Source organism: Pseudoalteromonas sp. Xi13 (assembly GCF_003952205.1).
Taxonomy (GTDB): Bacteria; Pseudomonadota; Gammaproteobacteria; order Enterobacterales; family Alteromonadaceae; genus Pseudoalteromonas; species Pseudoalteromonas atlantica.
On sequence record NZ_CP034440.1, the window covers coordinates 712,248 to 738,812 of the forward strand.

The window sequence follows — 26,565 nt, forward strand, 5'->3', positions numbered from 1 at the left end:
TAGAAATTATAGATTCCAATTCAGCTTTTATTTACCATTTCAATACATTTATCGATATATAACTTAGCAATATTTTCACTGCGCTTTTGTATAAAAGAGCTACTCCATGAGTATTTAATGTCACGGTTGGAAAGCCATTGACATAATCTTAGTGAAACTGGCTTTAATAAATGTTGTTTATCAATTGCATCTACAACTGTTTGACAATAATGTGAAATATAAGTTTCTTTGTCTTGGTTAGGGAAGCTGAATTGATTATCAAATGATTTTGCAAATACTTCTGCTTTTTTATAAGCATCTGTTTGCACTGATGAATTCAATACTTGTCCCAATAAAGTTAGGTTACCAATTGAATTGATAATATCCGATGAGCCATTAAGCTCATGAGGCCAGACTGATATATCCCCATTAATACAATCTTGTGGTGCGATATGCTCTATTGTACTAGTTTCCCTTGAAAGCCAATATTCTGGTGAAATGAGCCTGCTTCCTTTGTTATTAGCAAGGAGTAAACCACACTCTTCACCGTCATAAGAGGCTGGAATTGTAGAGTCTGAAGCAATTAATAATGTATATCTAATTAGAGAATTAGTTCTGCCATTATAACGAATATTTTTTACTAAATTATTAATAACTAAATCTTTATCTAAGTTATTTATGTCAAACTTAAATGCTCTACAGGCTGCTGAGTTATAACTAGCTTGAAAATTAGTTAGTAAACTTACAAGATCATTGCTTTCAAATATTTTTATATCGGAATAGAAAGACTTCCAAAAAGTATCTGGATGTAAATTTCCTACCAACCTAAATATAGAAAAAAATACAGCTGAATTATTTATTGCTTTTTCAAACAACTTTTTATTTTCAAGCGAAGGATTTATTCTATAACCATGGTAGAAATGTACTAGTAGGGCATTACAAACACTATGCTTAGATTTAAGTAAAAATAAAAAATTAAAGGCCGCTGTATTAGTGAAAACATCTCTACTATCATTGCTTAAGTATAAGTTCGCCCCTCTATTCTTATATTCTTCAAAATCACTAAAATTATAATTTAATTTAAAAGAATCTAGATATATTTGTATACTTTCCAACCTCACACAGAATTCATGAGCTTTTTCAGAACTTGATAATCCAGCTAAGTCACTTGCTTGAGAGTTTATAAAATTACTAAACCCCTCTGTTATTATTTTCCGTTGGCCGCCTAAATCGTAAGGGGAAGCTTGAACAGAAAAGTAATGCATAGCAATTTCGAAAAACTCATTTGTTCTTGTATGACATTTCTTACGCTGACCACCTATTGCGTCATTTTTCTTCAACCAACCATCTACTTTATTAAATATTTTAAATGCCGGCTTTTCATTAAATAATTCATTTTCACTCCTAAAGCACAAAGATATCCTAGGCTTAACTAAATCAAACGCTGACAATTGTTGACCTGTTGAATTTATTTGTTGGAATATATCTAAAGACTTTTCTTCTGAGGGAGATGATATTATTGTGATAAAGCAGTAATCTAAAAAGTACTTTGTAAACGCAGATAATGCTATTAATTCTTGAATCACTCCTTCATTTTGAGATGAGCGTCCCATATATTCAACTAAGTCAAACTTATTAAAACCTGTGTAAATCCCTTTGAATAACTCTTTACCAACAAATTTATCATCTAAGAATTTTATAGATGTTAAATCATCTAAAGTATTGCTAATCTCTTCATCACAGGATTTCAAAGCATCGGCTAAGTTTTTGTCCATTGACGAGGGAAAGCTTCTAAGATCAAAGAAAATCTCCTCTGGCCGACTCGATGTATAATCTATAAAATCAGATAAATATCTTGATACAGGCGATTCATAAGTATTTGAATCTGAAATACTCCACTTATCGACGCCTTCTCTTATAAGGAATGGTCTAAACGTCTCCTCTCGACCATCTGTGCGAGAGAAACATGATAGTAATTCAGTACAATATTCATCAATTATGACTTCAGCTAAGACCTTCGATTCATTGTCAGTTGCTACATCTAACTTTTGAATCAGCATTTCAAATTGGTAAAATAAACGAGAACACAAAATTGCAAAAGTAGAAGTTCTTTGCTGTCCATCAATTAGCTCCCTCACCTTATCAATGTAAGTTTCATTTTGATATTCGGCCTTTTTATCACTATTTTTTGAATCACGAACCCAGTCAATAATACACCCAAGATAAGAGCTAAAGTTCTCCTGTCTATACGAATCTGTTCCAATCTGGAAACTCGTTAAGCCTTTAGTTATTGACGAGAGCAAATCACTAACATTATCTCCACTCCAAGAGTAAGCTCTCTGATATTCTGGAATGTAAAAATAAAAGTCATTCTTTAAATATGACTTTATCGATTTTGCTTCACCTTTATAAACGTCCATCTTTACCCTTAATTATTCTTAAAACTTCGCTTCTTCTACCTGGCATATAAATTTCTATTTCATCACTCGCGTATAGCTTAAGGTAGGAATATAAATTAGCCTGTAGAGTTTTTATTTCTTGGCGATAAGGCGCGGGGTCATCAGCGAGTTCATCGTGTAATAGTTTTGATATTTTTCCGAAACCTAAGTCGCGATCCGATATGTTTTCAGTGACTTGTTTTTTTATCCATTGATATGCTTTAGTTTGCTTAAATAGATTACTTGCCAAAGCAAAATCCTTTTTAGCATTTTCAATTTGTGCAAAAGGGAGTGCAGGGTTTATTTCATATTCACATGCAGTTTCCCCTGGCCGGGTTAAAGGAAAATCTGATACAAGTAAATCGCTCGGTAAGGGAAGTACATCCAAGGGCCAGGTGGCAGGAACATTTGCCAAATCAATACTTTCAAACTTTTCTAAAAAGATCTCCATTCGTTCTATAGCTAAAAGCGTAATAGGAACAGCAGCACTCACTAGCTTTTCAATAAAACGATTAGACTCAATACACCCGACTACCTTAGTACATGCTTCATAATTACTTTCTGAAACGATAGACAAACCTTTACCCGTGAGATTAGCACTACCATTAAAAATTAAATCATCATCTATTTGGTAAATTTTCGCGTGTAGATTTGATAGAGCCTTAACGGTATACCCTTCATTTACTGCTTTTTTTATAGTTTCAAGATCACTTGCCCCTGTAAAAAAATCATTAGGAGTTAGTCTACCCACTAAAGTTGTTGAAGTGCGGTTTGATTGAATCAAATTATTTAACCACTCAAAGCCAACTTTAGAAATAAATGCTGAAGCGACAACCAATTTTTTACAAGAAGGCAGAGCTAGTTCCAAGTCTGTCTTTAATTTATCCCCTGAAAATAAATTACTCAAAATTCATACTCGCCAATCTATCTTCAAGAAACTCACTTAATCGAGAAACATACTTTATGTCTCTCTCTTGTACTTTCTCATTAGTAGTTTCACATGTCATTTGACACATACTAATAATGAAAAAATCTATTATTTGTTTTTGTTCTTTTGATAACTTTAAATAGACTTTTTCATAAAAAGGATGGCTTCCGTTTATACCAATATACAAATGGTTATTTAAAAAATTAAATTCAAAGGCATCATGTGATTTATTTTCTACAATCTGGATACTTGTATTCAATTCTTTTGGAAACTGTAAAGCTACTTCGGCGATTTGCTGTTCTAAATCATTACGAATTACAGATGGTTTTTTTCTATTTTTTAAAAAATAGCTAACAGGGTCAAACAATGTTTTCATATTCTACGCCTTATTTAAGGCAAACAGTTTATTACTGTTTGCCTTAACGATATTAAAGGTCTAACTCTTCAAACATCTCTTCAATAACTTCACCCCAATCATTTCGGGCTCTTTCAAGTTGGCGACGTTTGTTTTCATTAGTTGTAGAATCTTCCATCAACGCCCAAGCCCCAAGCAGCACTTTAAATATCATCTTGTCCTTATCTGACATTTGGCTTAAAAATTTGGTGTATAACTCATGCTCAGGGTTGATTATAAGTACAGCGATGCCTTGTAGGTTTTCTACTTCGAAGAAGGATTGATTAGAAGTTTTATTGTATTGGACACTGATTCTAGACTGTAAGTCTTCCATTTTCTTTGTGGTTAACTTTGCATTTTCTTCATCATAGCCAAAATCATCAACTAGTTTTTTCTCTAACTTTTTATAGTCCGGATCTGCAGAAAGCGTATTACCAGGGTTTACCTCATCGCGCTTGTTCATTACTGTATTAACTAAAATACTTACTTTATCGTCTTCATTTAATTCAGGGTGTATATTACCTATTTTCGTTGTTGGTAATAACTTTGCTTTTTTTCGGGCATTAGAAACAACTTTTTTAAGTTTTGTTGAAATTTCATAAAGGACTGCCCTCTCTTCGTCTCCATATTCACGTAATTTATTTATAACCTGCTCGTCTTTCTCAATAGGCTCTTTTTCATCAAAATCCATTTTATCCGCATCTAATTCTTTTAAGTTATGAGCATGTTGCTTATTATTTGTAACGCCTAAAACCTCATCTAGTGAAGGGGGAATATCAATTTCAACTCCCATAAAACGAGCTTTATATGCATCATCTTTTAGGAAAAACTCATTAGTAATGAGCTCAATTTCACGATCTGCTCTCATTACAGATATCCCGAAATTTCTTAAACAGTCTTTCCCATACTCAGTTTTACCTGCTTGATTTTCACTTCCAAGATTAAGGATTCTAGTTATCATCTCAGATCTGGCAACTGAGCTTCTGATATGGATCGTATGCTGATTACCTTGAAACTCAACTTCAAAAGGGAAAGATTCTAGCTCCTCAAAGAAGGTGGGGGTTTCATCAACATGTAACCCTGGGAGTTCAGGTAAAGCAGAATCTGCAGTCAAGTAAAGTGGGTCATTTGCTTTAATAAAACCTGTTTTAGTTTCGCGTTCTAGGGCCTGCATTTTAGAACCACCAAAAGTATCAAATACCTTGAATTGAACTGAGCACTGACCTTTAGAGATAAATCTGCGATACATTCTGCCGATTTCATATTGAGATTTTGCAAATAATGTTGAAGAGCGCTTCCACTTTAATTTATCTAGATTTGACCATAAAACAAAGGTACCTGACTCAGGCATGTTTCCATCAAACATTGAATCTAAATACTTTTCGGGCATTTGTGATAATGTTGGCTCTGGCAGCTCACTGTAAACACCATCAATAATTTCTTGAACATCTAAATATGTATAGTAAACCTCTTGCTTATTTTTCCAGCTCCATACTTGTATTCTTTTGCATTGTGAAACAGAGGCATTGGGTAAACCCATACCGAATTTTCCCATGCCTGTTGTATCATCGTTTAATAGGTTCCCTTCTTTATCCTTTTCTCTGCCAGACTCACCAAAGCCTAATGCTGACGCCAATAAGCTTTTGGACATACCAGCTCCATTGTCAACTATGGCAATTTCTTCAATAGTCCTTTTCTGGTTTTCGAAAATAAGAATTTCAACTTTATCAGCACCTGCTTGTATAGAGTTATCTGCTAACTCAGCAATAGCATAGGCCGTATCTTTATAGCCGTTTGAACGTGCTGAAATAATATATTGTTTTGGGTTTACTAAAGACATTTTATAATCCTTTAAATTTTTTCACTTTCAAGCTCTGTCCACATCTCATTCCAATGCTTAAAAGCTAAATTAACATTATTAAATTCCGATATTTCATCTAAGACTGTGTAAATACGTGCAGATTTTGGGGCTAGGTTTGGATTACCACGTAACGCACGGCCTATCATTTGCAGGTATAAAACTAGGGAGTTTGTTGGGCGAGCTATTATAGCAACGTTGGTTTCAGGAGCATCAAAGCCCGTAGTAAGCATTTCGCAATTCACTAAAATATCTAAATCGCCATTCTTATAATTATCGATAATTTGATTTTTTTCTACCGATGTCGTGCTTTTACTATCAACAGATGCAGCCTTAACTCCCATGCAGCATAAAGAAAATGCTAAGTTTCTTGCATGCTCAATGTCACAAGCAAAAATAATCAATTTCGACTGATTACTTTTTACTTCATGTACTGCAGTTTTTAGAATAATAGAGTTACGATTATTTGAACTACTAAGCTTTTTTAATAGCTCACTTTCTGTGACATGATTTAAAGCATTCGTACTTTGATAAATATCAATATCATCATAATTTAATTCTATAAACTTAGGATCAGCTAAGTAATTTTCTTTTATTAAGAATTCCATGGGTTGATAAGGCGCAACATCCATAGTAATTTTATTATTACCAAAAAGCTCAGCAAGGGCCTTATTCTCAGGATCTAATTCTGGTTTATCATCTTTATAGACTCTCCCAGGTGTAGCAGTTAAACCAACAAGCTTGGCCTGAGGTGAAAATTCTAAAAATCGCTCCAAAACATCTTTATAAGTCGAAGCTAACGCTCGGTGCGCTTCATCAAAAATGACTAATGTAACTTTTTTGTCAAATGATGCGGTTTGATTTGGTGTCATTGAATTATAATAAGAGATTAATTTTTGTAACCCTCCCACTACAAAGCCACTCTTTAAGCTCTCAAGTGAAAAATGATTAACGCCATAATAACGGCCTTGAATAACCTCTCTATTACCAAGCTTTTGCCATGCTTTATTAAACTCTTCTGATGCTTGCTCACATAGAATTTCAGAATTAGCTAACCAAAGAACTAAAGCATTTTTTTTGGTCATTAAATGACGACATGCTATATGCATGGCCGTACGGGTCTTACCCGCTCCGGTAGGTAAATGAATTATTGCTTTATTATTTTTTCCAAATTCTATCGAACTGAATACTTTGTCAGATATCTCTATTTGATAAGGGTATAATCCATAATCAGGTTTTACAGTAGTGAAGGCCTTATAATCTTCACCTTCATCCGCAGATTCATTTAGATTTAAACCTAATGAGTTTAAAAATTTACCTAACCCTAGTTTCGAACTGCAGAAATCTTTAAGATTTACGTAATGAGTAGGATCAATTTCGTCAACGTAGGAGCCATTTATTTTAAAAAATATTTCATTAAGGTCTTCTTTACTTAACCTATCGATAAAATACTCTCGGCTAGCTTTAGATAAAAGTAATCGTATTGGATTTGAGTTCAGTATCGCCTGAACTAGTAACTTTTGTTGGTTATTTTCATCATAATACGACTTGTCTATGCTCAAGGTGTTTTCGAAGAAAGATAACGAATCTCGGCCTGCGAGAAACTTTAAAGCATTGACGCTAAAACTGCTAAGACACTTTTGAAGCACATCTTCTCCTTAAGAACTAAAAGTACTTATAAAGCACACCATTAAGTGCGCATTCATATTTGCCAAAGACTACAACAAAAGTATGTACCCCACAAGATATAATACTGATAACTAATAACTACTGTACATATAAACACATTCTCAGATAAAGTTCTTTCTCTACCATAAGAATCAAGTTAACATTACCTCTGGACATACTCTCCAACTAAAGGTTACAAAATTAGCATGAAAGCGAAATTTACAGGGCATGATACCTTCCCCCTACGCTACGGATGGTTATTCAAAGCAATTAATCACTTGAATAATAAAGGAAACTTTTCATCGAATGACGTATACATACGCAATTCTGTGGTTGAATTAGGTGTCGGTAAAAATATGGTCAAGGCGATTCAGTATTGGGCTGAGTCGACTAATGTGATAGAGAAAAACTCAAAAAGTGCTTCAGGGCACTATATTTCAGAAAACGGCAAGTTTTTATTTGATGATGCTGATAAGTGTGGAGCTGATCCATATTTAGAGTTACCGGGGTCTGTGTGGCTAATACATTTTTGGTTAAATTTTAATAATAAAAGCTTAACTGCCTATCGTTACTTTTTTAACTATTCTAATGTTCAATATTTCGAAAAAAGTAAGCTTGTGGATGATTGCTATGACGATGCAAAACGCCTAGTTAAAACAGAAATAGGTAACCTAAGCACATTAAAAAAAGATGTAGATTGTTTTTTAAACACTTACAGCAAAAAACAAAAAAATAGTGCAACAAAAAAAACTGTAAAAGTTGATGAAGACCATTTTACCTCACCTTTAGCTGAATTAAATTTAGTACAAGATAATGGTGGCGGCTTTTATGTAAGTAACCTTGCTGAACGCCCTGAGCTACCTGTTGAAATATTTATTTATGCATTGCTTGAGTTTTTTAACGAAGAAACAAAAGACTCTAATGTAGGCACTGTTGATTTTGATTCTTTACTTACTAAACCTTGCTCACCGGGAAGAATATTTAGGCTTTCAGAGTCTGGGCTAGGGCAAAAGTTAGATGAAGCACAGAGCTTTACTAATAAAAAAGTAACTTGGGTGGATTCTTTGGGTTTACGTCAAGTAAGTATATCTGCTGATATAAAAAATAATGCAATCGATTACTTAAAAATGTACTACGGTAAATAACATGTCTGAATCTTTAATTACAATAAATCAACGCTACAAAAGTTCGACACGAATTGATACCGAGAGTACTGATTTTTCTCCATTTATAGATGAATTTGTACTACATGGTACAGCTATAAATGTACTTGATACTGTTAGTCGCGAATTTGAAAATAGTACACAACGCGCGTATACAATTACAGGGCCTTATGGGTCGGGTAAATCAACCGTTGCTTTATTTTTATCTTGCCTACTTTCTACTGACTTAAAACAACGTAATTATGCACTAAAAAAATTAAACAGCTCTCAAAGCGTTGTTACCGATTTTGAAGAGCGCTTTGCGTTAAAAAATGGCTGGCAAACTGTTAAGCATGTTTGTGGTTTAGAAGCACCAGCTAACAGTATATTGGTTAGCTTGCTAAATGCATTTGACCAAGATTTTGACTCAGAAGAAATCTCGAGCTTTGACGATGATAAATGCCTAGCAGAAATAAAAAAGCTTTTACAAAAACCAAGTGAAAATGAAGATGGTGTTTTAATTTTACTTGATGAAATGGGTAAAGCTTTAGACTATCAATCTCGTGAAAACAAAGATTTACACTTATTTCAATCTTTAGCCGATATTGTACAGCAGGCAAAACGACCTGTTTTACTTATGGGCTTTTTACATCAGGCGTTTTCTGATTACGCTAAAAATAAAGATGTTAAAACTCAAAAAGAATGGAGCAAGGTTCAAGGCCGCTACCGCGATTTAAGCTTTAACCCATCGATTGATGAGTCTTTAACGCTAGTAGGTGATTCTATATATAGAGCACCTAAAATAGCAGATGCTATAGAGTCTAGATACGCCGATTTAGTTAGTACTGTAAGCGGCGCTTTTACAAACCAAAATAAAAACAAGCATGCACTTAGCAAAACACTGCCACTAGATCCTATTGTTAGTTTATTGCTTGGCCCTGTATCTCGTCGTCGCTTTTCTCAGAACGAACGTAGCTTATTTGGCTTTTTAGCATCCCATGAAAAATTTGGATTTAGAGAGTTTCTAGATTCAAATTACTGCGTGCTCAATGAAGAGCTAAATCTTTATCGCCCAGAAATGTATTGGGACTACCTTTACCACAATTTACACCATTTAATTGTTACCTCGCAGGACAGTAAAGCATGGCTTGAAGGCTCTGATGCTATATATAGAGCTGAGCAAAAAGGTGACGAACTCCATATTGCTATTACTAAGGTTATTGCCTTATTAACTATTTTTGGCTTTCATCATCAGTTACATGCTAAACGAAGTTTTATTAAAGAGTACTTTGTTTGTCGTGGTTATAAGTCAAATGACGTTGATAATGCAATTAAAGAGCTAGAAGCAAGCACTGTAATTATTTATCGCCAGAAACATGATGCTTTATTTGTGTTTCAAGGTAGTGATATTGATATTAATAATCTTATTAGTGAGCAAATTGAGGTTATTAGTGAAGGTGTTGACTGGACAGAAGCATGCGCTACACCGCAAAATATTTTAGCAACAGCACATTACCATAAAACCGGTACTATGCGCTGGGCTACCACTAAATTATTAAATAAGTTCGATACCACTGCATTTGAAACGTTTGTAACTAAGCCAAAAACAGGTGAGGCATTCACTTACTTTGTTTTACCAACAAACCCAGAAGTTGCTAAAACTCTTAAAGATAACGCAGCAGAAATGCCGTTTGCGGTAATAGGTACACTCAAAGACTTTACAAACTTAAAAACGGCGGCTATTGAGTTAATAGCACTTCGTAAGATCTTAAAAGAAGAGAAAAAGATCACTCACGATTTAATTGCTAAAAACGAGCTAGAAAGCCGAATAAAGTTTGCCCAAGCGAATGTAGACAGCGAAATACAGAATGCGTATACAAATGCTAGCTGGTCATACTGTGGTAAAAAATTAGCAACATTACCTTTAGCCACAATAGCCTCTAATATAGCTGATAAGATATTCCATGAGTCGCCGTCAGTAATCAACGAGTTAGTTAATCGTTCTAAGCCCTCTGGTAGTGCAAACAGTGCTATTCGTAAGTTAATGAACGCTATGTTTGAGAATGGCGATGAAAAAGATTTAGGCTTTGATGACAAGGCATTCCCCCCTGAAAAGGGCCTTTACCTTTCTTGTTTAAAAAGTAAGGGGTGGCATTGCGAAACCCCAGAGGGTTATTTATTTCCAAGCACTTGGACTAAAGATGCAATAGCAGCAAACCCTAAAATGCATGCTTTATTTGAAAGCGGCTTTGAGTTTATAAAGAACAATTCTTCCAAGCAGCATGTAACCTTGGCAGAGCTTTATGAAATGTGGATGTTACCTCCTTATGGCTTAACAGCTGGACTATGCCGCATTTACGGTTTAGCACTTTTAAAGTCATTAGAGGGGCAAGTAGCTTTTTATGATTGGGATTCAACAAAACAATTTGTTTTTATTCCTGAGCTTGATGAAGAGCTTGTTAATAAAATCTATAAGTACCCGAGCGAAGCGGGAGTTAGATACTTTGAAATCTCAGAAATTCAAAGTCACCTTTTAGATAACCTTGCAAAAGCCACTTTAGGTGAAGCTAAAAATGATTCTGCAATCTTAAATATTGCTAAGCACATAGTCGGGATTATCCATAAACTACCAACTTGGGTTAAAAAAACGAGTGGTGAAAGCTTTACAGGCTCAAACGAAAACGGGCTAACAAAACAAGCAAGAGATTTTAGAAATAAAGTTATCGCTGCCAACGACCCTTATAAGCTTATTTTAGATGACTTGCCTGCTGTTTTTGGGTTTAAAAAAGATGACCCTGAAGTTGAAGAAAAGCTAGGCCAATACCTAAAAACTGCAATTGAAGACCTAAGTGCTCAGCATGACATGCTACTTAATGGCTTCAAACAAATTATAGTCAATATGCTTGGTGAAGATTTTAATAATACCTTAAAAGAGCGCTGTGATTTAGTTGAAAAAGAAGCTAAGCGCCCTAAGGTAAAAGATCTTGCTAAGCGCCTATCACAATATATAGACGGTAAAGCTAAATTTGAGTTCGTAATTAATATATTAACAGGTGTTCCTGAGCGTAATTGGACTGATAAACATTTAAGAAGTGGATTAGATGAGCTGCAAAGTTTATGTGTGCAATTTAGGCGTATAGAATCTTTTAGTAATTTTAATACTCAAGGCTCTTCTAGACCTATCGCTTTTATAACTACAGACAACGAAGGTAACCATCAAGAATATAGTAGCTTTACTAAGCATGATTTAGCTGCTGACGGTGACGTTCAAACAGCTGTGCATAACATTGAACACGCTATTGCAGAAATGCCTAAAGAAAAGCAACTTGCAGCACTTACAAATTTACTAACAAATTTGATGGATCAGAATGAAGTTGAGGTAACAGATGACAGAGAAAGTTAAACATGTTTTAGGCCTTTCAGGCGGTAAGGACAGTAGTGCTTTAGCTTTATTTGTTAAAGAAACTTACCCAGATCTAGATGTAGAGTACTTTTTTACTGATACAGGCTATGAACTGCCAGAAACTAATGAGTTTATTGATCAACTTGAGGAAAAGCTTGGCTATATACACCGCTTAAATGCGCGTTCGTTAAATAATATTGAAGGGCGTGGCGAGAAAGATTTTGCTCACCTTTTAAAAGAGCATGGTAATTATTTACCCTCACAGCGCGACCGTTGGTGTACTGTTCAAATGAAGTTAAAACCGTTTGAGCAGTGGCTAGATAGTTTTATACAAGATGGCTATAAAATAAAAAACTATGTTGGCATTAGAGCTGATGAACCTGATCGATCTGGTTATATGACAATTGAAAAACCTATCGAGTCTGTTTTTCCATTTAGAGAGCACGGCATAGTTAGGAGTGATATTGAAAATATATTACAACGCAATGGCTTAGAGCTGCCTGAATATTATAAATGGCGCTCTCGTTCTGGTTGTACATTTTGTTTTTATCAGAGAAAAATTGAATGGGTTAAGCTTATGGAAAAGCACCCTGATTTATTTGAAGAAGCCAAAGCTTTTGAAAAAGGCGATGACAACAATACGACTGTAGGTGAACGCTTTTATTGGATGGGCCAAGGGCAGCCTCTAGAAACACTAGAAGATCCTGAAGTTCAAAAACGTATTATTGAAAATCACGAGAAGAAAGTTGCTCGTTTTAATAAAAAGAAGCGCCGTAATGCTTTACTAGGCGACTTTGAAGGCTACTGCGAGTTTAATGAGTTAGATGATATTTATGATGAAGCAGAAGGCGGTGGAGCCTGTGTAACATGCTATAAATAGAAAAGGAGCGGCTAAATAGCCGCTTTTTTTATAGCGCTAACTAATTGATCTATTTCTTTAGTTGTAATTTGGTTTGTAAAACTTATACGAAAAGTATACTCAGCCTCTTCACGACTCAATCCTAATGCGGTTAAAACATGAGAGGCTTCAATTTCTTTAGAAGAACACGCTGAACCTTGAGCTAAACAAAAAGTGTCTTCATTATCTCTTACTAAAACACCAATATTTGTTTTAGGTAATGTAAGAGAAACTATATGTGGTAACGCTTCTTTATTTCCATTTATTGAGAAAGAAATATCTGCTTGAACAAGCTGCTCTAATAAGTAACTACGTATTTTGTTATTGGTAAAGTCTTTATAAGATTGTGGAAAAGAGTTTATAGCTTCACCAAACCCTAAGATTAACGGTGCAGCAACAGTTCCTCCTCTTACCCCTTGCTCTTGCCCTGCCCCATGTATTACTGGCATTACATTTCTTTTTCTTAAGTCACGAATATAAACCGCACCAATACCCTTTGGGCCACCTATTTTGTGTCCCGAAAACGACATAATATCTAAATTCATATCGTCTACATCTATCTCTGTTTTCCCAAAACTTTGTGCTGCATCACTATGGAAAAGAATATTGTTTTCAAAACAAATTTTTCCAATTTCTGAAATTGGATTCACAGTCCCTAGCTCATTATTTACATGCATTATAGAAACAAGAGCAGTAGAAGGACGTATTGCATCTCTTACACTTTGTGGCTCAATTACTCCTTCACTATTAGGCATAACGATGGATATTTCGAAACCTTGCAGCTTTAAATACTCGCATATTGCAAAAATACATTTATGCTCAATCGCGCTTATTACTATATGGTTTTTCTCTTTAGGATGATCGTTATTAAGTAAAAGGCTTTTGAAAGCAATATTATTAGACTCTGTAGCACCACTAGTAAAAATAATTTCACTAGGGTAGGCCCCGATTGTATCTGCAAGCTCTTCTCTTACTACATCCACCTTCTGTAAAGCAGCTTCACCTAAAAGGTGCCCTGATGCAGAATTAGCATAACAATTATCAAAGGCTTTTATTAGAGCTAGTTTTACTTCTGGAAGTAGCGGATGTGAAGCTGCTGAATCGAGATATATCATTTAATTAATCCTTAAATTAGAGATTTAAAGATAACACAAATCGAGTTATCAGTGTTTGATTAGAGAACCCTAAAATATAAATTCTGTAATGCTTAATACGCTGTTTGTATTGAATTTAGCAATAATTATCTCCTTAAAACCTTCCCCCTCTCCTTTTCAGATACATTTTTTTACAACTTTAATGATTCCTTCACCATTATATTATTTTGCTAGGTTATACTGTTTTAATAACGTACAAAAAAAGCTTACCTCAGAGTCTTAATGAATAAATTAATAACCTTACTATTGTGTGTGTTGTTTAGTACCTCTTGGGGTGTGTTTGCCTGCGAAAGAACGCTTAGCGTTGGCGCGCATGATGCTTTTTGGCCGCCGTATGTAATGGGCATTAGCGGCCAGTTACAGGGTAAAGAGGTGGATGCGTTAACTATTATTTTTAAAGACTCGCCTTTTTGTTTTGAAATAAAAATGCTGCCTAATTCTAAACGGGCTTTTACCGAGCTGCGCCATGGCCGAATAGACATAGGCTGGGCGGCAAGTTACACCAGTGAGCGCGCTAAATATGCTCATTTTACAAAGGCCTACCGCACCGAGGTAATGCGTTTATATGAAAACAAAAACAATCAACACAAGGTTAAAAACTTAGCTGATATTTTTAACCAAGGTTTAACCATAGGCGCTAACTTTGGTAGTTATTACGGCGAAGAGTTTGAGCAGTATAAAAAAAGCCATAAAAAACAAATAGAATACACCAGCGCAACCAGTAAGCGCTTTGAAATGCTTAATAAGCAGCGTATAGATTACGCAATAGAAGACGAGCTAGTAGGCAATTATTTAAGTAAGCGTGGTAACAGCTTAATGAAAGCGCCTACCGTACCCGCTATTAATAAAGACCAAATACACTTAATGCTGAGCAAAAGAACAGTAACGCCCGATGAGGTTAAAATTATTAACGCGCATATAACTAAAAATAAAGCAGCACTTAAGGCGCTGTTTGAATGAATGTTTTGAGCTGTACGCGTGTGTTTTTATTGATGTGGGTAACGTGTTTGGGGTTATTTAGCGCTAAAGCCCAAGCATGCGATAAAACAATTAATGTAGGCACTAACGAGCGCTACTGGCCGCCGTATGTGGTACTAAAAAACAATACGTTAACGGGTGTTGAAATAGATATAATTAAAACCATTTTTAAAGACTCCCCTTTTTGTGTAAATTTTACGTTATTACCTAACTCCTTACGCGCCTTAGAAGAGCTAAAACACGGCCGTGTAGATTTAATGTTTGCAGCAAGCAAAACCCGTGAGCGCCAAGCTTACGCCCACTTTAGTTTGCCTTATCGCGAAGAGGTAATGTTGCTGTATAAACATGCTGGCTCGGCAAATATTAGTTCGTTAGAGCAGTTATTTAAAAAAGGCTTAACAGCCGGCGTTAACCGCGGCAGCTTTTTAGGGCACACGTTTAAAAGGTTAAGCGATAAATATAGCAAGCAAATAGTACTTACCAGCGATGCCGATAAACGCTTTGCTTTATTAAATAAAAAGCGGGTAGATTTTGTAGTAGACGATTCGTTAGTGGCGCACCATTTTGCTAATAAATACACGGCTATTTTACCCGTTGAGCAAGTAGCGCCTATTAACGTAAATAATGTGCATTTTATGATGAGCAAAAAAACGATTACTTTAGAAGAAGTTAACACTATTAATGCGCATATTGTAAAAAATAAAGCGGCGATTAAGGCGTTATTTAAGTAATAATACCAACCCACATTAATACTTAATCATTTTCAGGGGCTAAATGTGTCGCTATCTGCGTTAAAAAATTCTCATTTAGAACAACTAAATAGCGAATTTTTTGCCTTGCTATCAACACGTTTATCCATCCTCAAAATAGATCACTTAATTATGCGGATTGGTATAAAAGGACGTTTTATGAAGATGTTACTGTTAGCGTTTATATTTTTGGTGGCGCAATTTAATGTACTGGCATGCACTAAAACATTAAAAATGGGCACCAACGAAACCAACTGGGCGCCCTATTTAATTAAACAAGGCAACGCCTTTGTAGGCGCAGAGGTAGATACGGTTAACGCTGTTTTTAACGATTCGCCTTTTTGTATTGAGTGGGTTTATTTTCCGAGCTTATCGCGGGTTCAGCAAGAGCTAAAAACAGGCCATATTGATATTACCTTTGCGGCAAGTTATACAAAAGAGCGCGCCGAGTACTCTTATTTTACTGATGTTTATCGCGATGAAGTTATGCTGCTTTATAAGCATGAAAACGCCAAAGATGTAATTAACTTAGCGGCGCTTTTTGAACGAGGCTTTATTGTTGGCGTTAACAGAGGCAGCTTTTTTGGCGCTGAGTTTGAAAAAATAAGAAAACACTACCCCAACCAAATAGTACTTACCGCAGATGCAAATACGCGCTTTGGTATGCTTAACAAAAAGCGAGTTGATTACGTGATTGACGACTCTGTTGTCGCAAAATATTTTGCTAAGCGCTACAACACTATTTTGCCGGTAAAAACGGCGCCAGCTATTAATGTTAATGGCGTACATTTTATGATGAGTAAACAGTCGGTCAGGCTTGAGGAAGTCGCTGTAATTAATCGCCTTATTAAAAATAATAAAGCGGCCATAGAGCGCATTTACAAACCCTATTAACCCGCGGTTTTACACTTATATAGATTCATAACCCAACGTGCTGCCATTTTAGGTATGTATCTTTTACCTTTCATTACCATGGGGGGATCTGTATAATTCGCCAGCTAATTTACCCTATTGCTTGGTCTTGTTTGTGGCGTTTTGCTGCAGTTGGCCCCTGTCAGTACTCATTCTAGGACTAACTTTTTGATCTCCACCGCAAATATTACGATGCAGTTTGGCGCAGAGCCGTTGTTTGAAAACATTTCAGCTAAATTTGGTAACGGTAACCGTTACGGTTTAATTGGCGCTAACGGCTGTGGTAAGTCGACCTTCATGAAAATTTTAAGCGGTGCGCTTGTGCCAAGTGCGGGTAATGTGTCGATTACGCCAGGGCTTAAAGTAGGTAACCTAAGCCAAGACCAGTTTGCGTTTGAACAATACAGCGTTGTAGATGCCGTAATTATGGGCGACGTAGAGCTTTGGAAAGTAAAGCAAGAGCGCGACCGTATTTACTCATTACCCGAAATGAGCGAAGAAGACGGCATGAAAGTGGCCGACCTTGAAAGCGTTTTTGCTGAAATGGATGGTTACACAGCTGAAAGCCGCGCGGAAGAAATACTATTAGAAGCGGGTATAGATAAAGAGTTTCATTATGGGTTAATGGCAAACGTTGCCCCAGGTTGGAAATTACGTGTGCTTTTAGCGCAGGCGCTGTTTGCAAACCCTGACATACTGCTACTTGATGAGCCAACCAATAACTTGGATATTCATACCATTACGTGGCTTGCTAATGAGCTTAATAAACGTAAATGCACCATGATTATTATTTCCCATGACCGCCACTTTTTAAACTCGGTATGTACACATATGGCCGACATTGATTACGGTGAGCTGCGTATTTACCCAGGTAACTACGAAAAGTTTTTAGAAGCGGCGGGCTTACAGCGCGAGCAATTATTAGCCGAAAACGCTAAAAAGAGCGCCGAGATAGACGAGCTTCAAGACTTTGTTAACCGTTTTGGTGCTAACGCGTCTAAAGCTAAACAAGCCAGTTCGCGTGCTAAAAAAATGGATAAAATTAAGCTTGATGAAGTAAAAGCGTCAAGCCGTATGAGCCCATCATTAAGTTTTGACGAAGGCAAAAAAATGTACCGCCAAGCGCTTGAAGTTAATAAACTTGGCCACGGTTTTGATGGCGAAACATTATTTAGCGGCGGCGACTTTTTACTAGAAGCTGGCGCGAAGCTTGCGGTTATTGGCGAAAACGGTGTGGGTAAAACCACCTTTTTACGCTGTTTAGTAAACGAGCTTAAAAGTAATGAAGGCGAAATTAAATGGTCTGAAAATGCGACCTTTGGCTACTGCCCGCAAGACAGCACAAAAGATTTTGATAACGATTTAACGTTATTTGATTGGATGTCGCAATGGCGTACAGCCAAGCATAACGATTTAATGGTACGCGGCATGTTAGGGCGTTTGTTGTTTACTGCCGACGATTCAAACAAAAAAGCGCGTAACTGTTCTGGTGGTGAAAAAAACCGTTTGTTGTTTGGTAAGCTAATGATGCAAGACGTAAACGTACTTGTAATGGACGAGCCAACCAACCACATGGATATGGAAGCCATTGAAGCGCTAAACAATGCACTTAAAGACTTTGCGGGTACGCTTATTTTTGTAAGCCACGACCGCGAATTTGTATCGTCTTTAGCAACACGTATTATTGATATTAAAGACAAGCAGGTCATTGATTTTCAAGGTACGTTTGACGAATACCTAGCAAGCATAGAAGAGAAAAAAATCGCTTAAGTTGTAGCAGCGATTTTATATCGCGTCTGTTTTAGGTTTAAGTTTTTAGGTTTCAAAAACTAAAAATAAAGCCTAAATCATTTTAAAAAGGTGCTGTTTAGCGCCTTTTTTTGTGGGTGTTTGAATATGCGAGCGCGCATTGTTTTTGTTTAACAGTGATTATGTCGCCACAGAGAAGTGAAGGAGAAGAGCAGGAGAAATTACTCACCAATCACCGTGTTTACTCTGTGTAGCGCGAAGCGCATTTATGTCCTCGGTGGTGGTATTTAATTTACAATTAATGAAAAGCTGTACGTCAACCCTGAACAAGCTTGGTGCCCACAATGTTAACATTAACACCAGAGCTATACCTTACCTTGTAGACCCTCAGCTTGCTGGCATAATGAGCGATAGCTCGTAAATATTAAACCAATACAATCACAAAGAGGTGTAGAGGCGCTTCGCTTTAGAGAAGCAACTAGCAACTTGCGCGAGCAAGCTTCGCGCCTACAACTTTCACTCCTCATTTTTTTCTCTTTGTGCAATACATCGTTTGAATAATGAGATGCTTTGCCTTTCGTATGGACAAGCTTCGCGCTTACAAGCCAAATTAACCACCGAGAAGAACAGAAGAAGTGATTAACCAATCCCCGTATGTGGTTGAATTAATGAGTAGCAGCGGCTTTATGCCGCGAAAAAATTTAATACCAAACGCGAGGTAAGCTCCTGCTACGTGGTTAGTTCATAGTTTTTAGGCGCACATTGCTTTTGTTTAAAAGTGATTATGTCACCACCGAGAAGTGAACGAGAAGAGCAGGAGAAATTGCTCACCAATCACCGTGTTTTCTCTGTGTAGCGCAAAGCGCATTTATGTCCTCGGTGGTGGTATTTAATTTACAATTAATGAAAAACAGCACATCAATCCTGAGCAAGCCCGGAGCCCACAATGTTAACATTAACACCGGAGCTATACCTTACCTTGTAGACCCTCAGCTTGCTGGCATAATGAGCGATAGCTCGTAAATATTAAACCAATACAATCACAAAGAGGTGTAGAGGCGCTTCGCTTTAGAGAAGCAACTAACAACTTGCGCGAGCAAGCTTCGCGCCTACAACTTTCACTCCTCATTTTTTCTCTTTGTGCAATACATCGTTTGAATAATGAGATGCTTTGCCTTTCGTATGAACAAGCTTCGCGCTTACAAGCCAAATTAACCACCGAGAAGAACAGAAGAAGTGATTAACCAATCCCCGTGTTTTCTCTGTGTAGCGCGAAGCGCCTTTGTGTCCTCTGTGTAGCGCGAAGCGCCTCTGTGTCCTCTGTGGTGGTATTTAATTTACAATTAATGAAAAGCTGTACATCAACCCTGAACAAGCTCTGTGCCTACAGGCCACGAACTAAAATTTAGATAATAAAAAGGGGAGCTATGTTGCTCCCCTTTGTGCCTATAATTTTGATTTATTTAAGATCAAATCTGTCGGCGTTCATTACTTTTACCCATGCATTTACGAAGTCATGTACAAAACGTTCATTGTTGTCGTCTTGTGCGTAAAATTCGCTTAGTGCACGTAATATAGAGTTTGAACCAAACACTAAATCTATACGTGTTGCGGTCCATTTTATGGTGCCTGTTTTACGTTCAACAATGTTGTAAACACCTGGCTCAGACGGTTTCCAGTTATTGGCCATGTCGGTTAAGTTTACAAAAAAGTCGGTAGAAAGCGCACCTACGTTGTCGGTAAATACGCCGTGTTTGCTGCCTGCGTAGTTTGTGCCTAACACGCGCATTCCGCCAAACAGTACGGTCATTTCTGGGGCTGTTAGGCCCATTAACTGGCTACGCTCTAAAAGTAGCTCTTCTGGCGATACGCTAAAGTCGCCTTTAAGGTAGTTTCTAAAGCCGTCGTGTACTGGCTCTAACGGTTCGAACGACTCGGCATCGGTCATTTCGTCGGTTGCATCGCCGCGCCCTGGCGCAAACGGTACTGTTACATCAACACCAGCTTGTTTTGCAGCTTGCTCTACAGCAGCTGTGCCACCTAATACGATTAAATCTGCAATACTGATAGGCTTAGCTAAACCTGCTTTAAATTTTTCAAGGGCGCTAAGTACGCTTGCTAGGCGCTCTGGCTCATTACCTTGCCAATCTTTTTGCGGAGCTAAACGAATACGCGCACCATTTGCACCACCACGGCGGTCTGAGCCGCGGTACGTGCGTGCGCTATCCCATGCTGTAGTAATTAAATCAGTTGCGCTTACGCCACAATCAAGAATTTGTGCTTTTAGCTCGCTAATTTCATCATCAGATAGGGTGTAGTCAACCGCTGGAATTGGGTCTTGCCAAATTAGGTCTTCGCTTGGTACATCTTTACCTAAGTAACACGCTTTAGGGCCTAAGTCGCGGTGCGTAAGTTTAAACCACGCGCGGGCAAACACATCAGAAAAATACTCAAAGTCGTTGTTAAAACGTTCAATAATTTTACGGTAGATTGGGTCTACCTTCATGGCCATATCGGCGTCGGTCATCATTGGGTTTAAACGAATTGATGGGTCTTCTACATCTACCGGCTTGTCTTCTTCTTTAATGTTTACAGGCTCCCATTGGTGCGCGCCTGCTGGGCTTTTAGTAAGTTCCCACTCGTAGTTTAATAGTAAGTGGCAGTAGCCGTTATCCCATTTTGTTGGGTGGGTAGTCCACGCGCCTTCTAGGCCCGACGTTACGGTATTGCGACCAAAGCCGTCTTCTTTAGTGCTGTTCCAGCCTAGGCCTTGCTCGTGTACGTCGGCCGCTTCTGGCTCTGGGCCTAAGTGCTCGGCTTTACCGTTACCGTGGGTTTTACCTACCGTGTGACCGCCTACAGTAAGCGCTGCGGTTTCTTCGTCGTTCATTGCCATGCGAGCAAATGTTTCACGTACGTGCTGCGCGGTTTTTTGCGGATCGGGTATCCCATTTACGCCTTCTGGGTTTACGTAAATTAAGCCCATTTGTACTGCAGCTAATGGGTTTTCCATGGTGTCGGGTTTTTCTACGTTGTCGTAACGCTCATCACTCGGTGCTAGCCATTCTTTTTCTGCGCCCCAATAAATGTCTTTTTCTGGATGCCAAATGTCTTCACGGCCACCTGCAAAGCCATAAATTTTTAAGCCCATTGATTCGTATGCCATGTTACCGGCTAAAATAAATAGGTCGGCCCACGATAGTTTGTTCCCGTATTTTTTCTTGATTGGCCATAATAGGCGGCGCGCTTTGTCTAGGCTTGCGTTGTCTGGCCACGAATTTAGCGGCGAAAAACGCTGGTTACCGGTGCTTGCTCCACCACGGCCGTCTGATAATCGGTACGTACCCGCAGAGTGCCATGCCATACGGATCATTAAGCCGCCGTAATGACCCCAATCGGCTGGCCACCAATCTTGGCTATCGGTCATAAAGGTTTTTAGGTCTGCTTTTACTGCGTCTAAATCGAGAGATTTGAATGCTTCGGCGTAGTCAAAGTCTGTGCCGTAGGGGTTTGATTTTGTGTCGTGCTGATGAAGAATGTCTAAATTTAGAGTATTTGGCCACCAATCTGTGTTTACTTTAGAAATAACTGAGTTACTACCGTGCATTACGGGACATTGACCCGATTTAGTGCTGCTCATTTTCAGCTCCTTACTTTAAATGAAGAGTTTAACTATTTTACTCAAGCCCCAGCGCTTACATTTAAAGTAACACGCTAAGGTTTATTAATTTTGTGCATAATTTTTATTTACTGCTCAAACAATATAGACCCCTAATATTACATTCGCCAGCGTATTAACTTGAATTAAATCGATTGAAACCATTGGTTTAATGAATACAGTTTAAACTCCACAATTAGTGTGATCGGATTAAATAGATAACGCGTAATGGTATGTGAAGGGTTTGAAAGTGGCTTTTAATTGAGCGCACATTGGAATACCCCCCCTTCACCATGAAATTAAAGTTGTTTATAAAGGTGCATTACTAAGCCCAATGCACCTTTACTTTATAACTTATTGAAATCTATTTTGAATAATTAAGTAAATGTTCAGATTAACTTGATTATTATGACCACTCACTCCTGTTATTTCCCTGCGACAATTTATTGTTGTTTTAAGCAGTTTTGCCAGCCCACATTGGGCTGGTTTTTTTTTGCCTAGAATTTAGAATCCTTTAAGGCTGTGTGAACAGTTGTATGATTTTGTTAAGTTGTTTAATGTTCAAAGCAAACACGCCCTAGTGCCAATAAGCCTTGCATGTTAAAGTGCGATTAGTCACTAATAATTAACTAGGCGTACCCATGCGTTTTTATATAACTATTCTATTTGTTTGTTTTGTTTCGCTTTTAAATACTGTTAATGCCCAAGAATCTGCTGCACCAACAGAAGAGCAACAGCAACAAGCGTTAGCACAATTAAATGAGCCCATGTATAAACCGCTTTTAGAACGCTATATTCTTGATGAGTTAAAAGCCGTTCGCCAAGACCAACAACAATTACGCGAAGATGTGACAAAACAAGTTACACACGCCCAGTTAGACACCGCCGACAGAGCGCTTATATACACCACCGACACTATTAATAACGTGTTTTTTATTATTACTGCTACGGCCTCTATTTTGGTTTTAGTAGGCTGGAACTCGCTGCGCGATGTTAAAAATAAAGTAGAAGACATAGTAAATACGCGTGTCAGTGTGATCACTGACGAGTACGAAGATCGCTTAAAAATTCTTGAAGAAAAACTGCGTGTACGCTCAGAAGAAATACTCAGTAACCAAGAGCGTATATCGGTCACTAACGAGGTGCACTCGTTATGGATGCGCGCAAACCTAGAAAGCGACTTTGCAAACAAAATAGAAATATTTGACGAAATTTTAAAACGTAAGCCAGAAGATGTAGAAGCCATTGCCTACAAAGCCGATGCATTATTAGAGCTAAACGAAACCGCCAAAGCCATTGAGTTATGTAACCAAGCTATTGATATAGATAGCGACTACGGCTATGCCTACTGGCAGCGTGCGTGTGCGTATGCACTTACACACAAACATGCCGATGCATTAGCCGATATAAAAATGGCCCTTGAATACTCGCCAAACTTACGTAATGAGCTACTACACGAAAGTGCATTTGCTAGCCTACACGACAACGACAGCTTTAATACTATAGTAGCGGGTAGCTAGAGTTTTGTAGGCGCGTTATTGGCGTAAAGTGCGAAGCCCACAATAGCAGTAGCAGCGGCTTTATGCCGCGAAAAATTCAATATAAAACGCGAGGTAAACTCGCTGCTACGTAGTTAGCCCATGCTTTCGTTTAAAAGTGATTTTGTCACCACCGAGAAGTGAAGGAGGAGAACAGGAGAAAAACTGGAGAAATAAATCACCAATACCTGTGTTTTCTCTGTGTAGCGCGAAGCGCCTCTGTGCCCTCTGTGGTGCAATTAATGAGTAGCAGCGGCTTTATGCCGCGAAAAAGTTTAATATAAAACGCGAGGTAAACTCGCTGCTACGTAGTAAGCTCATGCTTTCGTTTAAAAGTGATTATGTTACCACCGAGAAGTGAAGGAGGAGAGCAGGAGAAATTACTCACCACCCCCCATTGTTTCCTCTGTGTCTCTGTGCCCTCTGTGGTGCAATTAATGAGTAGCAGCGGCTTTATGCCGCGAAAAAATTCAATATAAAACGCGAGGTAAACTCGCTGCTACGTGGTTAGCTCATGATTTCGTTTAATAGTGATTATGTCACCACCTAGAAGTGAAGGAGGAGAACAGGAAAAAACTGGAGAAATAAATCACCAATACCTGTGTTTTCTCTGTGTAGCGCGAAGCGCCTCTGTGCCCTCTGTGGTGCAATTAATGAGTAGCAGCGGCTTTATGCCGCGAAAAAAATTCAATATAAAACGCGAGGTAAACTCGCTGCTACACGATAAACCCTATTCTGTAGACACGTCTTAAAAGTGATTATCTCACCACCGAGAAGTGAAGGAGCAGAACAGGAGAAATAACTCCCCCCCCCATTGCTTCCTGTGTGTCTCTGTGCCCTCTGTGGGGCAATTAATGAGAAAATACGCATCTCCCTGAGCAATCTAGGCGTCTACAGGCAAAATTAGCTACAGGGTAAAACTTGTATTCAGGCTTTTATAATTATCGTTTAAAGTATAAATCGATGGCTTTGGTGAGGAGTTCGTCGAGTTGCTCTTCGAAGGTATCTATATCAATTTCAAAATGGTTTAAATAGGCCTTGGCTTGCACTCGCGATAGGTTGCGGTTTTTTACGCTGTATTGACGCTCATCTTTTTGTTTGTCAAAACGTGGTAAAAACAAAAATTGCCCGTAATAAGGTGATTTAATATGCTTATTAGCATAACGACAAAAGTCTTCTATGTGATCTGCGCCCTGCGGCCCTAAACACCCTGGCTCAACGCGATACATTAAGCGAATTTTTTTGTCGTCTGCTAACTGCATAGTATGCCTTTTATAATTATCTAAAAAATAATACGCGGATTATTTTTCCGTCTTTTATTTGGTAGCTCGATACTAACTCAGAGCGTTTATCTACCACGTTTTCGTCTGTTGAACAGGTTTCTGATAGCTCGTGGTCTATTACTATGTCGCCGTGCACAATACGCTTTATTGGCGAGCTATTAATGCACTTTAATTTTTTAAACATTAAGCCATAACGGGCTATTAGTTTTTCTTTTCCTTTAAATAATAGCTCATTAGGAAAAATATAAAACTCTACATCTTCATCGTACATACGAATAAATTGTTCAATATTACGTGCGTTATAGGCTTCTACTAGTTGCTCTACAACAGCAAGCGACTCGCGAGATTGCTTAGCTTTAGCTTGCTGCTTAGCGGTTAATGCCTCTTTGGCTTGCGTGACCGCTTTTTCTGCCTCGGCCACAGCTGCTGCTTTTTCTACTTTGTTTTTTGGTTTTTCTACTGGTTTTGGGGTTTCGCTACCCAGTACTTTTGAGTCGTCAGGCTTAGTAGTATCTACTGTTGGCGTTTTAAGCTCTGGGGCTTGGTACTCAAGCGTGTTTAACTTTTCATCTTTTGCTTTTGTTGGTGAATTGCTGGCTTGAGTAGAGCTTGACGCTTGCTCGGTACTTTTTTGCTCTTCTTGAGTCTCTTCGGTTTGCTCTGCTGCATAACTGATCAGGGCAACAGTGGCAATAAGCGAGGCAAAAATAATAGATAACGATTTCATAACTTTCCTAATATGAACATATAACGCTGTTAATGCTGCAACATAACAAATTTGAGCGTTTTCGGGTAGCAATTAAATGATTGTTATACACTTTACCAATACTGCTCAACCGTTATGTGCCCTGGGTCTCTGCGACGATTTCGTTTAAAGTTTTTGTCTAAAAGTAACTGTGTGGTGTCTTTTACCATTTGTGGGTTACCGCAAATCATAAATTGCGAATTACTCAGGCTTGGGGTTTTAGAGGCTTTACTAAATAGCTCGCCGTTTTGAATTGCTGTAGTTATACGCCCTTTCAGGCCTTGCTGTGGCTCCTCACGGCTTACAACCGGAATGTAGTTAAGTTGTGTAGGGTGTGCGTTTATTAGGGCGTGTATTAGATTTTGATAGCTTAAATCGGCATTAAAACGTACGCCGTGCACTAAATTAATCTGTGTGTATTTTTGCCATACCTCTTGTTGCTGCAAAATAGATAAAAACGGCCCTATTGCAGTGCCTGTACTTAGCATCCATAACTGCTCGCTTGGCGGTATTTCGTCTAAGGTAAAAAAGCCTGTGGCACGTTGCTCTATTAATACAGTGTCGCCTGATTTTAATTGCGCCAACCTAGGCGATAATAAGCCGCCCTCTACATTGATAAGGTAAAATTCTAAATCGGGGTTATTAGGCGCGTTTACATAAGAGTATGCCCGAGCAATTCGTTTATCGCCCTCTATAATCGAGAGCTTAGTAAACTGCCCTGCTTTAAATGGCTCTACACTTGCGTTTACTACCAGGCTAAAAAGTGTATCGCTCCACCATGTTACTTTTTTTACGGTTGCATCTACCCAGTTAGACATAGTCAACTCCATAGCTTAACGGTTAAACAACAAAAACAATAAATGGTTGTAATTTATACACTAGCATTAACTTAGTAAGAGTGACACTGGGTGTAGTGACTTTTTAAACGTAATGCTTTTACTTTGGGTGTTATATTGGTTTGATTAAGAAGATGAGTAGCAGCGCCTTTATACAGCGATGAAATTAATACCAAACGCGAGGCTAGCTCCAGCTACGTGGTTAGCTCGTGCTGTGCAGCTTACTAGCGCTTTGAAAACACCGCTTTTATAGGC

Annotated in this window: 18 protein-coding genes; 8 read left to right on the forward strand and 10 right to left on the reverse strand. The window is 38.1% G+C overall.

What is annotated here, in order from left to right:
• Positions 1-20: 20 nt before the first annotated feature.
• Genes EJ103_RS19600 through EJ103_RS19620 form a run of 5 tightly spaced genes read right to left on the reverse strand, consistent with a single transcriptional unit; the run spans position 21 to position 7,246 of the window.
• Positions 21-2,399 carry a DUF262 domain-containing protein gene (locus tag EJ103_RS19600; RefSeq protein WP_126009564.1) on the reverse strand — a complete coding sequence of 793 codons (2,379 nt, stop codon included), beginning with the start codon at positions 2,397-2,399 and terminating at the stop codon, positions 21-23.
• The gene (locus tag EJ103_RS19605) at positions 2,386-3,324 is read right to left on the reverse strand and encodes a phospholipase D-like domain-containing protein (protein ID WP_164521659.1); all 939 of its coding nucleotides are present in this window, start codon (positions 3,322-3,324) and stop codon (positions 2,386-2,388) included. The genes EJ103_RS19600 and EJ103_RS19605 overlap by 14 nt, the downstream gene beginning before the upstream one ends.
• The gene (locus EJ103_RS19610; protein WP_126009568.1) at positions 3,317-3,721 is read right to left on the reverse strand and encodes a hypothetical protein; all 405 of its coding nucleotides are present in this window, start codon (positions 3,719-3,721) and stop codon (positions 3,317-3,319) included. Before EJ103_RS19610 ends, EJ103_RS19605 begins: the two co-directional genes overlap by 8 nt.
• 52 nt (positions 3,722-3,773) lie before the next feature.
• The gene (locus EJ103_RS19615) at positions 3,774-5,579 is read right to left on the reverse strand and encodes an ATP-binding protein (RefSeq protein WP_126009569.1); all 1,806 of its coding nucleotides are present in this window, start codon (positions 5,577-5,579) and stop codon (positions 3,774-3,776) included.
• Between the two features lie 11 nt (positions 5,580-5,590).
• Entirely contained in the window at positions 5,591-7,246 is a 1,656-nt protein-coding gene (locus EJ103_RS19620) for a DEAD/DEAH box helicase (RefSeq protein WP_126009571.1), read from the reverse strand.
• A 225-nt stretch (positions 7,247-7,471) separates the two neighbouring features.
• On the opposite strand from EJ103_RS19620, the gene EJ103_RS19625 reads away from it, so the two are divergent.
• Genes EJ103_RS19625 through EJ103_RS19635 form a run of 3 tightly spaced genes read left to right on the forward strand, consistent with a single transcriptional unit; the run spans position 7,472 to position 12,690 of the window.
• On the forward strand, positions 7,472-8,410 hold the full coding sequence (locus EJ103_RS19625; protein WP_126009573.1) for a DUF4007 family protein: 939 nt from the start codon (positions 7,472-7,474) through the stop codon (positions 8,408-8,410).
• 1 nt (position 8,411) lies between these two features.
• Entirely contained in the window at positions 8,412-11,810 is a 3,399-nt protein-coding gene (locus tag EJ103_RS19630) for a hypothetical protein (RefSeq protein ID WP_126009575.1), read from the forward strand.
• On the forward strand, positions 11,794-12,690 hold the full coding sequence (locus EJ103_RS19635; protein ID WP_126009577.1) for a phosphoadenosine phosphosulfate reductase family protein: 897 nt from the start codon (positions 11,794-11,796) through the stop codon (positions 12,688-12,690). The genes EJ103_RS19630 and EJ103_RS19635 overlap by 17 nt, the downstream gene beginning before the upstream one ends.
• 11 nt (positions 12,691-12,701) lie before the next feature.
• Here the strand turns inward: EJ103_RS19635 and EJ103_RS19640 are convergent, their stop codons facing one another.
• On the reverse strand, positions 12,702-13,823 hold the full coding sequence (locus EJ103_RS19640) for a cysteine desulfurase family protein (protein ID WP_126009579.1): 1,122 nt from the start codon (positions 13,821-13,823) through the stop codon (positions 12,702-12,704).
• Positions 13,824-14,084: 261 nt separating this feature from the next.
• On the opposite strand from EJ103_RS19640, the gene EJ103_RS19645 reads away from it, so the two are divergent.
• The 4 genes from EJ103_RS19645 to EJ103_RS19660 all read left to right on the forward strand — a co-directional run bounded on the left by EJ103_RS19645 (position 14,085) and on the right by EJ103_RS19660 (position 18,271).
• Positions 14,085-14,822 carry a transporter substrate-binding domain-containing protein gene (locus tag EJ103_RS19645; RefSeq protein WP_024032982.1) on the forward strand — a complete coding sequence of 246 codons (738 nt, stop codon included), beginning with the start codon at positions 14,085-14,087 and terminating at the stop codon, positions 14,820-14,822.
• The gene (locus EJ103_RS19650; protein WP_126009581.1) at positions 14,819-15,571 is read left to right on the forward strand and encodes a transporter substrate-binding domain-containing protein; all 753 of its coding nucleotides are present in this window, start codon (positions 14,819-14,821) and stop codon (positions 15,569-15,571) included. Before EJ103_RS19645 ends, EJ103_RS19650 begins: the two co-directional genes overlap by 4 nt.
• A gap of 177 nt (positions 15,572-15,748) precedes the next feature.
• Complete coding sequence (locus EJ103_RS19655; RefSeq protein WP_126009583.1) at positions 15,749-16,483, forward strand: transporter substrate-binding domain-containing protein; 735 nt, start codon at positions 15,749-15,751, stop codon at positions 16,481-16,483.
• Positions 16,484-16,693: 210 nt separating this feature from the next.
• The gene (locus EJ103_RS19660; protein WP_004589280.1) at positions 16,694-18,271 is read left to right on the forward strand and encodes an ABC-F family ATPase; all 1,578 of its coding nucleotides are present in this window, start codon (positions 16,694-16,696) and stop codon (positions 18,269-18,271) included.
• A 1,438-nt stretch (positions 18,272-19,709) separates the two neighbouring features.
• Here EJ103_RS19660 and katG read toward each other — a convergent pair.
• On the reverse strand, positions 19,710-21,890 hold the full coding sequence (gene katG / locus EJ103_RS19665; RefSeq protein ID WP_126009586.1) for a catalase/peroxidase HPI: 2,181 nt from the start codon (positions 21,888-21,890) through the stop codon (positions 19,710-19,712).
• Between the two features lie 659 nt (positions 21,891-22,549).
• Between katG and EJ103_RS19670 the strand changes: the two genes are divergently transcribed.
• A complete protein-coding gene (locus tag EJ103_RS19670) occupies positions 22,550-23,428 on the forward strand; it encodes a tetratricopeptide repeat protein (RefSeq protein ID WP_024032988.1) in 879 nt (292 codons plus the stop codon).
• A gap of 959 nt (positions 23,429-24,387) precedes the next feature.
• Here EJ103_RS19670 and EJ103_RS19675 read toward each other — a convergent pair.
• The 3 genes from EJ103_RS19675 to EJ103_RS19685 form a co-directional block, all read right to left on the reverse strand.
• The gene (locus EJ103_RS19675) at positions 24,388-24,708 is read right to left on the reverse strand and encodes a hypothetical protein (protein ID WP_004589283.1); all 321 of its coding nucleotides are present in this window, start codon (positions 24,706-24,708) and stop codon (positions 24,388-24,390) included.
• A 16-nt stretch (positions 24,709-24,724) separates the two neighbouring features.
• Positions 24,725-25,456 carry a nuclear transport factor 2 family protein gene (locus EJ103_RS19680; protein ID WP_029773547.1) on the reverse strand — a complete coding sequence of 244 codons (732 nt, stop codon included), beginning with the start codon at positions 25,454-25,456 and terminating at the stop codon, positions 24,725-24,727.
• Positions 25,457-25,548: 92 nt separating this feature from the next.
• Positions 25,549-26,292 (reverse strand): ferredoxin--NADP reductase, encoded by a 744-nt coding sequence (locus tag EJ103_RS19685; protein ID WP_126009588.1) that lies wholly within the window; start codon positions 26,290-26,292, stop codon positions 25,549-25,551.
• Between the last annotated feature and the right edge of the window lie 273 nt (positions 26,293-26,565).